Origin of the sequence: Kitasatospora sp. NPDC017646 (assembly GCF_044329365.1) — a bacterium.
Classification (GTDB): domain Bacteria; phylum Actinomycetota; class Actinomycetes; order Streptomycetales; family Streptomycetaceae; genus Kitasatospora.
Map to the genome: position 1 here is coordinate 1 of NZ_JBIRJC010000087.1, position 11,974 is coordinate 11,974.

Genomic DNA, 11,974 nt, shown 5'->3' on the forward strand with positions numbered 1-11,974 from the left:
CGCGACGATCACCATGATGAACTGCGCGAGCAACCCAACGACTCGTCACACCAGGGCCGGTGACCTGCACCAATCACGATGAAACTTCCTCAATGCACTGGGAACGGTGCCGCTTGCCCGGCGTGCGGGGTCTGGTCGAGCCGAGTTCATGGTTCCTACCTGCGGTTTCCCGCCGATGTGCCCAGCGCCGGGCGAAGTGTTGTTCTTCAGCTGAGGGTCCGCCGGTTCGCCTGCGGGAACTCGGGGTGCACCCGCCGCACCTTCGTCGAGCAGATACCCGGCCTGACCCGTCGCCACGGTCAACGGACCGAGCGGCTGCGCTCGACGCTGGCCTCGGTCGGTCTCGCCCTGGCAGGCCGTGCCGGCGCCCGCCTGAGCTCCGTGCTCGGGGTCTCGGCCAGCCGGAGCACCGTCCTGCGCCTGATCGACGCCCTTCCCGAGCCGGAAGCGCCCGCCCCGCGTGTGGTCGGCGTGGACGAGTACGCCACCCGAAAGGGCCGCCACTACGGCACCGTTCTCGTCGACGTCGAATCCGGCCGCCCTGTCGACCTGCTGCCCGACCGGGAGGCATCGAGCCTGGCGGCCTGGCTCGCCGATCGGCCCGGCGTCGAGGTCGTGTGCCGGGACCGGGCGCCGTTCTTCGCTGAGGGCGCCACCGCCGGTGCGCCGCAGGCAGTCCAGGTCGCGGACCGGTGGCATCTCTGGCACAACCTGAGCGAGGCCACCGAACGGAGCGTCGCCCAGCACCGTCGCTGCCTCAGCGCTCTGGTCCCCACGGTCCCTGAACCCGGCCCCGGACCCGAGGTTGTTCCGGCCGTGGACTCGTCCGGTTCTCCTTGGCCGCGCGGACACCGGTTCGCCGATCGGACCCGGGCCCGGCATGCCGCCGTCCACGCGCTGCTGGCGGCGGGACACAGTCGGCGCTCGGTCCAGCGGCAGCTCGGGATGACCTATCGCACCGTCAAGCAGTTCGCCGATGCTGCGACGCCGGAGGAGCTGTTCGCCGGTCAGTGGCAGAACCGGCCTTCCGTCCTCGACGACTACAAGCCCTATCTGGACGACCGCTGGAGCGACGGCTGCACCAACGCTTGGAAGCTGTGGGAGGAGATCGTGCCGCTCGGCTACAAGGGCAGCTACCAGCGCGTTCGCGCCTACCTGCACGACAAGCGCACATCACCGCAGCAGGTGACCGCCCGGCCTCCCTCGCCCCGGACCGTCGCCGGATGGATCCTCCGCCGTCCGGACACCCTCACCGAGACCGAGCGACTCCAGCTCAAGGCTGTCCGGACGCACTGCTCCGAACTCGACGCGCTCACCGGGCACGTCCGCTCCTTCGCGACCATGCTCGCCGAGCGCCAGGGCGAGCGGATGCCCGACTGGCTCGACGCCGTCCGGCGGGACGACCTGCCCAGCCTGCACACCCTCGCTGCGGGCATCGACCGCGACCGCGACGCCGTCATCGCCGGCCTCACTCTGCCCTGGAGTTCTGGCGTCGTCGAAGGGCACGTCAACCGGATCAAGATGCTCAAGCGCCAGATGTACGGGCGCGCTGGCTTTGCGCTCCTGCGAAAGCGGGTCCTGCTCGCCTAGTCACTTCGAGTAGCCGAAATCCTTCTCACTGGGCAATCCGGCTTGAGAGAATTCCGACATGCCGAGTCGATTTGGAACCCTCAGCGCAGGCCCGATGAGTGCGGATGGCCGTCACCTATTGATCTTGCCTGGAGACGCAACCGAACTCGTTGACCCGAGCCTCACGCCAGAGGATCTCGCTGAGTGCTACGGGCTTGATGCAGTAGTGCGCGCTCCCAAGATCAACGTGTGTTCGGCGGTCTTTCTCGATGGGCCTTTGGCTGGTACCACGACCAGTTACGCCATCAATCAGATCGGATCCAGGATCGACTGCGCTCTGTCACCACGGCCAGGCAGGCCACGTGGGACCTACGAACTCGTCAAGCTCGCAGAAGGCGATCGTCCCGCCGAGCTCCGCCTCGTCGTCGAAGCCGAGGAGGACGAGCCCTTGGTCGATCGGCCTGCATGTACGTAGCGTGACTGTTCCACAGAAGTTGGGCCAGAACCCGAGAAGCGACAGCACCCGTGCTCGCCGATGAGCGGAGTGCCGGACCAGACGCATGGCCGCCGCCCTCGACCTACTGGATGCTCCAGCGGTGCGGATGGTCGGGATCGGTGGGGCAGGCGAAGACATTGAGTTCGCCGAATCGGCCCACGGTTACGCCGGTGGGGGTGGCGCACCGGTAGGTGGGCAGATCTCGGTCTTCCAGTGGCTTCCAGCTGCCGCTGCCGCCGTCCCACTCCGAGCTGTCGATGGTCAGCAGGAGGCGCATGGGTGTCCTACAGGTCTGGCAGTCCATGGGGTATGGATCGGTGGCGTGCCAGGAGGCGAAGCCGCCGACGCGCCAGCCGGGCGGGATGGACAGGTCGTACTGGTAGCCGATCGGCTCGGTGGAGTTCTCGTCCCTCGATTGCTCGGCTTCCTCCTCCTGGGCTTCGTCCCAGGCGTCGATCCGGGCGCACAGGTCCTCGGGCAGGAGACCGGCGAACGGGTAGATGACCACCTGCTCCGGGTGCAGGACGCAGGGCTCGGGAACGAACCCGTCCGATCCGACGACCAGAGGCTGCGGCTGCGGTGTCAGCACCTCGCCGACTTCCGACGACCGCCGCCAGCGCAGGTGCAGAGCCAGGTCGTACCGGCCCGGGCCGTGGGCGTTGAAAGGGCACCAGAACACCTGGAGCAGGTCGCAGCCGCCCGGCCCGGCCGGGAGGTCGGGGACATCCCGCCGGTACAGCTGTGCCAGGCCGATCATCGGTAGCGGATCCGTCTCCGATGCGCCGGGGATTCGGTGCTCCTGGTGCAGTTCCTTCAGCAGCTCCCGTTCCTCCTCCGTCGGGCCGGCAGCCTGGTTTCGGGCCCACGCGGTGGCCAGTACCTGCCGGTAGCGGTGGATGTCGACCGGGCGCCGGCCCCGTCCGCGGCCGTGCGCCTCACCGCACGCCGGCCACGGCTCGTCCGCTGGCCACAGCATCGGACCACCCACCGAGCTATCCGATGCCTGCGGGATGCCAGGCCGCGGATGGAGCCGCGTCGTCGTGCCCCGGTAAGCGGTCAGTTCCGGGAAGAGCCCTTCGACATCGATCGGGCGTGAGGGCGTGGTCCTCGTCATGGAAGACGACGTTAGTCACTCGGTGCCCCCGGCCATCGAGCACCCCCGTCAGCAGCTCTTGCTGCTGTCGAAACCCGTGAACAGTTCGATCTACCCGCCGAGTCAACTGCCTCCCGAACTGGCGAGTCTCCCCCGCCTCCACGACTCCGATGGCCGCGAAGCCCCGCAGTCGGCGCCAAGTGATTCCCCCTGACACTGCCCCGCCCCCGACGCAGGTTGACCGCGAACCCGCCATACTCAATGCCGTTGACGAACCCCTCACGCGTGGGTTCCTGCAACTCCCGGACCAGAAATCGGCGAACCCGCTCGCTTTGCCCGGCGGCCTGGTCGAGGACGGCGAAGAACCCGAGACCGCGCTGCGCCGGGAGCTCCTCGATGAGCTCGGCCTCGACCTGGCGGTGCTGCCCGCACCTCGCGGTGGCCCTGGCCTCCGCTGACCTCGACTGAGCGACGGTCAGTCACCTGCCCGCGCTTGCTGGCGGGGTAGGGTACGGCCATGGGCTGACCGTGGCCTTGCCGGGGGCGGCTTCGGTCGCCCGGGAAGGCAGAACAGCGATGGAAAGGGGTGGCCCGCGCTCGGGCCACCCCTTCGCCGTTCCTGCGCCGACGCCCTACAGCTCCGTCCACCCGCACGCTCGCCCACCGCAGGCGTCGAGCGGGTGCCAGACCGGGGCGGCCTGTCCGCGCTGCACCAGGTCCTCGATCCAGGCCGCTGACCCGCGCCGGGAGCGGTGACAGGAGAGGTCAGTGCGCCTACAGTGGTGCGCCCGCACACAGAACGCTGGGGAGGACGTTATGACCGCTCGTGGACGCAGGGACTCGGTCTGGGGTATCACCATGCCGGACACGATCTGGGGCGGCACACCGGACACCAACTGGGGCGGTGTCGTCGACTCGACCTGGGGCACGCACAACGGATCGGACTCCGGCCGGCTCTGACCCGAAAGCGCGGCCACGAAGGCTGCCACCGCTTCGAGATGCCGGAAGGCCGCCACCCGCAGGTGGCGGCCTTCCGATGCCTTCTCGGGGCCCCGGCAGCGTACCGCCGGCCTCGGACACTGGCCTGGAACAGGAGCGGCGGCCGCGCGGCACCGAAAGGCTCGAACCCCCAACTACGCCGCCGCTTCCTCGGCCGGGTCGTCGATGTGCTGGAGCCGGCTGCGGGCGATGACGCGGTCCTCACCAGACAGCGTCGCCCAATACCCGTCGGCCCACACCGCGTGCGAGGCCTGCCGCTCGGCCTCCTCCAAGCGCGCGGACTCGGCCGACTGCTCTTCGCTCACCCCGCGCCGCGCGGCTTCCAGGTCACCGCCCCAGGTCGGCAGCGTGGCCAGGAACGCAAGGCGCTCCGCCCGCACCGCCACCAACGCGCGCTGCGCCGTGATCAGGTCGCTGGTGTACTCGAAGGTCTTCTGCTCTTTGCCCACGGCAGGGAATCGTACGTGCGACCGGATCGGTGCCCGGCTGTGCCTCGCCGGTGCGGACGTCGCCTCGGGCTGCGAGGCCTGGTTCTGCGCGGGCAGAACGAAGTGATCGACCCTGTGGTGACAACCAGGCCTACAGCTCGGTCCAGCCGCACGCCCGCCCACCCCGGTCGCCGAGCGGGTGCCAGATGGGGGCGGCCGGTCCGCGCTGGACCAGGTCCTCGATCCGGGCGGCGCCGGCCGGGACGGCGGCCAGCAGCTCGGCGACGGCCGGGTTCTCCTCGGCGGCCAGCCGCAGGTCCGCCACCGCGCCGCGCACCCCGGAGGCCGCGGTGCCGACCAGGACGACCAGCAGCCGCGGGAAGGACCGCCAGCGCCGCTCCCACGCCCGACCCCGACCGCCCGGACCCGACTGCTCCCACAGGGCGGCGCAGGCCGCCAGCTGCGCCGCGGTCTCCTCGGCGCCAACACCAGGGCGGTGCCGTTCGACGAACGCCCGCAGCCGGTGCCGCTCCTCGCCGGTGCCGGCGGTGTACGCGAGCTCGGCGGCGGGCCGGTACACACCGCCGCCCTCGACTGACAGCTCCGGGGCGGGGAGGAGGTCGAGCGGGCCGCAGGCCTCGCCGCGGGTGCGGGCGTCGGCGACGAAGGCGGCGTGGATCCGGCCGACGTCGAGCAGGTGCTCGCGCCCGTGCCGGACGGCGAGCTGTTCGGTCTCCGGCACGGCGGCCGGGCGGCGGGCCTCGGGGAAGGTGGCGGCGACGGCGGAGCCGGCCGCGGTGAGGTGCCAGGCCTTCGCCCGGCCGGCCTGCGGCAGGGTTACGAACTCGGCCAGGCCCTCGGTGTGCAGGCGGGCCATGCGCTTCTGGGTCTGCTTGATCCCGGCTGCGCCGCCGTGCAGCTGGTGGAGCTGCTCGGCGGTCGCCAGCGTGAAGCGGTGAAGCGTGACCAGAACGTCGTGGTCGGTCTCCAGATCCCCGTGCACGAATGTGCTCCCTCGGTCCGAAGCGCGGGCTTATCCCGTGCTCGGAGAATGGAACCCCACGAAACTCACCGGATTTCTCACCATCAAGGTTGGTAGTTCATAACGATCTGATAACTCCCGCCATCAAGGTATCCCGTGTTCTAACCGGTCCGAAATGCGGTCCGTAATCCCGTCCGCCAACCAGTCTCAACCTCGGAGCCCTCGTCGGCTCGCTCGGCACGTCTCTGACCTGCTGGAACGTTCATCAAGGTGCCCCGGTGAGTTTCCTTGATGGCCCATCAAGGAAACTCACCAATACCTTGGTGGCCCTGGTGAGTTTGCCGGATCGCTTCCGTTCGCCCTTCCGTTTCCCCCTCCGCTGCCCCTACCGGCCACCTCGCGCCCGAGAGGCGAATCCGCCCAGCTCAGCGCCCGAATCCGGGCCGCCACCGGATTCCGACAACCCTCTTCTCCCGTCTTTCTGCTTTTGGTTTTGGTTTGTGGTTGTGGCGTTGTCGGTTGGTCGGTTCGGGTTGTTGCACCTGCGGTGGGCCTTTCCTTTTCTCGCGTCCGGCTGGTGTCGGCCGCTCGCTGGTCGGGGGGTGGCGGCGGGGCCGGATCAGGGGTGGTGGGAGAGGGTGCGGCGCGCGGGTCGGGAACGGGCTTGGCGGCTGTCGTGGCGGCCGGATATCCCGGAGAGGCAGCAGCCGACCACGACCGCCGGGAGACGCCCGTGAGCACCCGTCAGCGCCTCGCTGAGCCCGACGACAACGACGACCAGGCCGACGCCGTCGAACCGGCCGAGCCGTCCCGGTCGGGACGGACCGCCTACCGGCGCGGGTCTGCGAACCCGAACGGCTCGACCACCGCGCTGCGGGCCGATGTCCTCGGCGCGCTCGGCGTCCTCAAGGTCGCCACCGCCGACCAGCTCCAGCGTCTGCTGCGCCCCCGGGCGGCGTCGAACACCGTGATCCGGCAGGCGCTGCGCGACCTCGCGCTGCACGGCCTGGTCGCCTCCGACGGCAACACCCGCAACCGCCACAAGACGTGGCGCCTCGAAGGCGCGGCCGGGTTGGACGCGGCCGCCGCCGTGCTCGGGATGGTCCGCTCGGAGATGGGCGGCACCGCCCGGGGCGCCGGCCGTACTGGCGCCCAGCACGCGATGGCCGTCAACGAGACCGTGCTCGCCTTTGTCCTCGGCGGCACCGCGCCCGGGGCCGCGGGCGGGGTCGGCACGGTGCGGTCCTGGTCGACGGAGACCGAGTTCCTGCTGCCGGGTGGCAGGCGCAAGGTGCGCCCGGACGGGGTGTGGCAGGCCCCGGAGATCGGGGTGCCGGTGCTGATGGTCGAGGTCGACCGCTCCACCATGGCGCCGGCCGACGTCGCCGCGAAGTTCCCCCGCTACCGGGAGCTGTTCCGCACCAGGGTCCGCGACAACGACCCGGCCCTCGCGGAGAAGGAGCCGGCCGACCGGACGGTGCACTGGTGGCGGCGGGCCTGGCCCGGCCACGCCCGGCCCGGGTACCCGCCGGTCGCGCTGGTCGTCACCGGCGCCGGACCGGTTGCGCTGGCTAACCGGCAGCAGGCCGTGGCGGACCTGTCCGCTGACTGCTGGCGCGGCCGGTGGTGCAGGGAGGTCCGCGACGACAACGACGACGGCTGGCGCGAGTACGACGACGCCGTGCCCATCGTCGCGACCACCCTTCAGCTGTTGGCCGCCCGCGGGCCGCTCGGGCCGGTGTGGTGGCGCTTCGGCCGCTCGGGTCGGCACTGCCTCATCGAGGCGCTGGAGAACCCGAACAACCGGGCCGCCTACGACCTGCGCCAGGCCGCCCGAGAGGACGAGGAGCACAAGGCCCACCAGGAGCTGATGGACTCCCTGGCCTGCATCGACTGCGGCGACGTTCCCGAGGAGGAGAGCACCTGGGAGTACGGCCGCCAGGGACAGGTCGAGTGGACCCGCCGCCCCGGCGGCCGCTGCTGGCCCTGCCACCAGGACCGCGAGGAGCGCCTGGAACGGGAGGCCGAAGAACAGCTGGAGGCCGCCCGCACGGCCAACGCCGCGCTGCGCCCGTGCTGGACGTGCCGGGGCTCGATTGGGGGGAAGGAGGGCGCGAAGCTGGAGCTGCGGGAGGAGGCCCGGCCGGACCGGCTGGAGTGCCCCGAGTGCGTACAGGCCCGCGCCGCAAAGGACTTGGGCCCACTGATGCTGCCGGTCCCGACCAAGCGAGAGCTGGTGGCCGCGCTGGTCTCCACCCCAGACGATCCGTGGTGGGAGGTGCGGGTGCTCCACGCGAAGCTCTACCCGGTCCGGGACCGCAAGGCGTGACCTGCTCGCGCTGTGGTGGGTTCAGCGGCGTTGCTGATGTGGGCGTTTGGCGGGGTGGGCGTGCGTGTCGGTCCGGGAAAACGGTACTGCACTCCGGGCAGGGAGGCTGCTCAGGCGATCATGACGGTGACGACTACTGAGATCACGGCCACCACTAGCCCCAGAACGCCGACGACAGCCCCGATGGCTCCGGACAATCCGGGGCTTGTCGTCAGGTGCTGCCACCAGAGCATCGGAGTCGGCGTGATGCGCAGCCGCGTTCGGACCAGCCAGTCGGCGAAGAACTGCCAGCTGAGAAGCGATACCGCAGCCAGGGCCATCCCGCCGAAGAGGTATCTGTCGCCGCTCTGGTCAAGACCGATGTAGTCGACGAAGAGCCAGAACAGGAAGGTTTGCATCGCGACATGGATCATCCACGGCCAGCCGCCTGCGAGACGACGTACGCCTTGCGACTGCTTCAGGGTCTTCGTCAGAACGTCGAATCTGTCGCGGGCCGCAGCTACGTCAGGATCACAGACTCGGACGCGGGTAAACCATCGCGAGTCGGTTACCGCGACGATGCCGAGGAAGAGCGTTGTGAAGTGACCTTGAGGGTTCTCAAGGTCGCCCATCGTGATCTCGACGCGCGGGTCGTTCGGCTCGCTTGCCGTGCTCACTGTCAGCCTCAGCGCAGCGAGGGTCTTCTGGCCGACCTCGGCTTCCAGGCTGGTGAGCGAGCTGGACTTCACACGGAAGCCGTCGCCTTTCCCAGGACCGTCCCCTACCCATCCCGAGCCTTCCCAATGAACGACGGTGGGCTCTGAGTAGCCGGCTGTTGCCCCGTTATGCAGGTCTTCCAAGTGCTTGCGCTTCAAGTGGCAACCGGCGAACTTCTGTTGGCGAGACCAGGTCAGCATGGCCCGTACCCTAACGGCTATTGGGTAGCCGGGTGGCTAGTTCAACTGAGCCGAACCCGTCGGCTCGACCACCTGGTCGACCGGACCCCGGTCCGGTGCGTGCTGTCGTCCGGGAGGTCGAGAGCCTGGGTCGTTGTGGTTGCCGCTGCCCACGGACAGGGAGCGCAGGCAGTACCGGCGCGGCAGGCTCGCTGATCCGTGGTGGGAGGACCGCGTGCTGCACGCCAAGCTCTACCCGGCGAAGGGCCGCAGGGTGTGACCTGTTGGTTGTGGTGGGCGTGTTTTGGCCTTGGACGCTGGATTGTCTGGACCTTTGGTTGGACCTGTCTGGAGGATGCGCCGGGTTGGTGTTGTCCGGAGGTCGGTGACTGTGTGTGGTTGGCGGGGTGGGGTCGGGGGTGGGGTGGAGCTGGTCGGGGGGTGGGCGGGGTGTTGTGGGTTGTTTTCGGGGGTGAATTCTGCCGGGTATTCCGTTCGGTTGTTTTGGCGGATTGGCTTTCGGGTGGTGGTGTGAATTCGGGTTGGAATTGTGGTGGCCGGGTGTGGTGGGCGGGGCCGGTGTTCGGTTTGGTGGGGGGCTTCTCGGTGGTCGCGGTCGGGCGGCCGCCGTCCGGGGTGGCCGGGCCGCGTTCTCCCGGCCCGCTGTCCGGGCCGGTGCCGCCGTTCTGGTGCCCCTGTCCTGGCCCGCCGTCCGGCGCTGCGCGCCCGCTGCTGGGCCCGGCCGTCGTCCTGGTCGGCCGCCAGGCCGTCCTGCTGCGCCCTGCTCGGCGGCCGTCGTCCCGGGTCCGCCCTCCGGGGCCGTTTGGGCCTCGCTGTGCCGCCGTCCCGGGCTGCTGGGTGCCGCGGTTCCGGCTGGGCGGCTGGGCGGCTGGGTGGCCGTCAGGCCGCCTCGGAGGCCGTTCTGGTGGCGGCTGGGGAGTAGTGGGCGGGTTGTCGCGCCTGCTGTCGCGTTGCCTGTCGCGATGGGGTGGTGTCGTGTGGTGTGACGTGGGCGGATACCCCTGATCCCCTGTCTGTGGTCTGGGTGCGACAGGTGGGTGCGACAGGGTGCCGGGGCGGGGCCGCGGCTGCTGCTGGGTGGTGACGGTCGGGAAGGCCGGCCTTCTCGACGGCCTGGTGCTGGTGGTGGTTCTCGGCGGCCGGTGGCGGTCGGCCTGGTGGTGGGCGCGGGGTGCAACGCGGGGGTGCAACGCGGTGTTGCGCTGGGGTGCAACACGGGGCCGTGTTGCGGGTCTGACCAGGCGTTATGCGGCTAGGGGCAGGGGCGGGTGGGCGTGTTGCAGTGCCGTGTTGCACCCGCTGCCTGGTCCGCCGGCCTTCGGCGGGTTCCCGCCGCCTCTGACCTGTGACAGCGAAGCTGGGACGGTTGTCATCGAAGTCGGGACAACGGCTGTTTGTGTCAGCGAATCCAGGAAGCAGCGCAGTTTGTGACAGCGAAGTCGGGAAGGACGGGGCAGGCTGCTGGCGCTCGCAGAGCGTCATACTGCACGTCGTGGATCGCGAAGACCTGATTGCTGCCCTCGAACGGCATGAGACTGATGCCGCTGGCCATGCTGCCGTGGCCCTGCGTGCTGGGGCTCCGTTCCGGGTGTGGGCCGAATCAACGGTGCCGGCCAGTCGGCTTCTCGGCATCTGGGCATGGCGGGCCCAGTGCATGGCGGAGGACGGCGTCGTCACTTGCAAGGACTTCGAACAGGGATTGCCCGACCTCCGGCGTGCGGGTGACACCCAAGTCGTCTTGGGCCGAGTGGATATCACCGGAGACTCGCGCTTGGTCTTCCTGGCCGCCGATCTGAGCTCATGCGTTGCGGTGCTGTAGCGCTTCGAGGCCGTTGACAGGGGTGTTTCCCAACTTCGCTGTCACAAAATGGCGTTGTCCCAACTTCGGTGACAACCGTCCCAGCTTCGCTGTCACGGGTCAGCCTCTCGCTCGCGCCGTCCCGCCCGGCGCCCCGCTCCGCTGCTGCGCCCTGGTCGCCGTCCTGGTCGGCCGCCAGGCCGTCCCGCTGCGCCCGTCTCGGCCCACCGTCCAGCCCGTGCCCCTGGAGGCCCTGGTGGCCGGTCCTGGCCGTCCCGGCCGCCTCCGGGCGTGCCCTGCCCGCCGCCCGCGCTGCTGCCCAGGGCCGCCGTCCAGGCCCGGCCGTCCTGGTTCGGTGTTCGGTTTGGTGGCGCTGCTCCGGGAATTGCTGGGTTGATGCGGGGCGGGATTTTCTGGGCGGCCTGGAAGGGCGGTCGCCGTGTCGGTGTGGAGGGCCGTAGGCCCCTTTCTGGCGTGCCTGAATGTGATTTCTGCCCGCTGCGCCGTGCGGGGCTTTCTGATTGCCGTCTGGAAGAGGGTGGAAGGGAATTCGTATTCCGGCTTTGAGTGTCGCCTGATAGGGCCGGAGTGGACGGTTGCCGCGAGGCTTCCTGTTTGCGTCCCGCGCCTGTTGGCGGACCGGTAGGATAGAGCCGTATGGCGCTCCGGGAAGCATCGCCGGAATCGCTTCGGATGCCCGCCGGGGATTCTCGGTTGCGGTTCCGTCAGGGGCCGCCGTCCGGGCCGCTGGTGAGGGCCCGCCACAGGGGCCCGGGAGGACCGAGCCGGGAGGGTGGCCCGGGGTTGGCACCCGGGGGCCGCAGGCCCCGCCCCGAAGGCGGCGGATGGGCCGACAGCCCAGCAACCGCAAGGCGGAACCGGCCATCGGCCGGGACCGGAGGAGGGCCCGGGGGGTGGGGTTGTGGCTGATACCGGAAGTCTGCGACACATCGTCAACGCCGAGGGCCGTAGGCCCCGGCCGGCACCCCCTCCCGATCGGGGGAAGGGGCCGCTACCCGAATTTCGCGTCACATCGTCAACGCTCACCCCCCCGGCGCAGCCCGGAAACCCTGTCAGCAACCGGCCCGTAGGGCCGTGAAAAACACCGGCCAATTGACCGGGAAAGCCGACCGATTGACGGGCCGCAGGCCCGGGACAATACCCCGAGATTGGCGGAGCGCAGCGACGCCCGACGCCCGGCACGATGGCGCGTGCCGCGCCCACGAATTCGCCGCAGGCGAATTCCCCCAACCACCCACCGCCCGCCGAGGCGCAGCCGAGGCCACACCACGCACGGTGACGCCGTAGGCGGCACCCCCGGCTGACGCCGCGTCAGCGGCGCCCCGGCCGTCAGGCCGGGGGTAAGGCCCTTCAGGGCCTTCCG

9 protein-coding genes are annotated in these 11,974 nt (G+C 70.1%); 5 read left to right on the forward strand and 4 right to left on the reverse strand.

All coding sequences use genetic code 11. The features are described 5' to 3' along the window. Positions 1-78: 78 nt before the first annotated feature. Positions 79-1,590 (forward strand): ISL3 family transposase, encoded by a 1,512-nt coding sequence (locus ACH4J0_RS41935; RefSeq protein ID WP_396246460.1) that lies wholly within the window; start codon positions 79-81, stop codon positions 1,588-1,590. Positions 1,591-2,147: 557 nt separating this feature from the next. On the opposite strand, the gene ACH4J0_RS41940 is transcribed toward ACH4J0_RS41935, so the two are convergent. Further along, on the reverse strand, positions 2,148-3,179 hold the full coding sequence (locus ACH4J0_RS41940; RefSeq protein WP_360431340.1) for a hypothetical protein: 1,032 nt from the start codon (positions 3,177-3,179) through the stop codon (positions 2,148-2,150). Between the two features lie 149 nt (positions 3,180-3,328). Here ACH4J0_RS41940 and ACH4J0_RS41945 point away from each other — a divergent pair, with 149 nt between their 5' ends. Both ACH4J0_RS41945 and ACH4J0_RS41950 read left to right on the forward strand, forming a co-directional pair. Next, a complete protein-coding gene (locus ACH4J0_RS41945) occupies positions 3,329-3,616 on the forward strand; it encodes an NUDIX domain-containing protein (RefSeq protein ID WP_396246461.1) in 288 nt (95 codons plus the stop codon). Between the two features lie 358 nt (positions 3,617-3,974). Continuing rightward, complete coding sequence (locus ACH4J0_RS41950; RefSeq protein ID WP_360431346.1) at positions 3,975-4,118, forward strand: hypothetical protein; 144 nt, start codon at positions 3,975-3,977, stop codon at positions 4,116-4,118. A gap of 173 nt (positions 4,119-4,291) precedes the next feature. Here ACH4J0_RS41950 and ACH4J0_RS41955 read toward each other — a convergent pair whose 3' ends face one another. Continuing rightward, complete coding sequence (locus tag ACH4J0_RS41955; protein ID WP_360431349.1) at positions 4,292-4,606, reverse strand: hypothetical protein; 315 nt, start codon at positions 4,604-4,606, stop codon at positions 4,292-4,294. A gap of 130 nt (positions 4,607-4,736) precedes the next feature. Beyond that, positions 4,737-5,588: a replication-relaxation family protein gene (locus ACH4J0_RS41960; RefSeq protein WP_396246462.1), complete on the reverse strand. Its 852-nt coding sequence runs from the start codon at positions 5,586-5,588 to the stop codon at positions 4,737-4,739. Positions 5,589-6,300: 712 nt separating this feature from the next. Between ACH4J0_RS41960 and ACH4J0_RS41965 the strand changes: the two genes are divergently transcribed. Continuing rightward, on the forward strand, positions 6,301-7,896 hold the full coding sequence (locus ACH4J0_RS41965) for a replication-relaxation family protein (RefSeq protein ID WP_396246463.1): 1,596 nt from the start codon (positions 6,301-6,303) through the stop codon (positions 7,894-7,896). A 110-nt stretch (positions 7,897-8,006) separates the two neighbouring features. Here ACH4J0_RS41965 and ACH4J0_RS41970 read toward each other — a convergent pair whose 3' ends face one another. After that, positions 8,007-8,792: a hypothetical protein gene (locus ACH4J0_RS41970; protein ID WP_396246464.1), complete on the reverse strand. Its 786-nt coding sequence runs from the start codon at positions 8,790-8,792 to the stop codon at positions 8,007-8,009. A 1,492-nt stretch (positions 8,793-10,284) separates the two neighbouring features. On the opposite strand from ACH4J0_RS41970, the gene ACH4J0_RS41975 reads away from it, so the two are divergent. After that, positions 10,285-10,611 carry a hypothetical protein gene (locus ACH4J0_RS41975; RefSeq protein WP_396246465.1) on the forward strand — a complete coding sequence of 109 codons (327 nt, stop codon included), beginning with the start codon at positions 10,285-10,287 and terminating at the stop codon, positions 10,609-10,611. Positions 10,612-11,974: the final 1,363 nt, after the last annotated feature.

Bases quoted from the DNA above. Each gene is read 5' to 3' on its own strand.
- ACH4J0_RS41935 (WP_396246460.1), top strand. From the start codon at position 79: ATGAAACTTCCTCAATGCACTGGGAACGGTGCCGCTTGCCCGGCGTGC.
- ACH4J0_RS41940 (WP_360431340.1), bottom strand. From the start codon at position 3,179: ATGACGAGGACCACGCCCTCACGCCCGATCGATGTCGAAGGGCTCTTC.
- ACH4J0_RS41945 (WP_396246461.1), top strand. From the start codon at position 3,329: ATGGCCGCGAAGCCCCGCAGTCGGCGCCAAGTGATTCCCCCTGACACT.
- ACH4J0_RS41950 (WP_360431346.1), top strand. From the start codon at position 3,975: ATGACCGCTCGTGGACGCAGGGACTCGGTCTGGGGTATCACCATGCCG.
- ACH4J0_RS41970 (WP_396246464.1), bottom strand. From the start codon at position 8,792: ATGCTGACCTGGTCTCGCCAACAGAAGTTCGCCGGTTGCCACTTGAAG.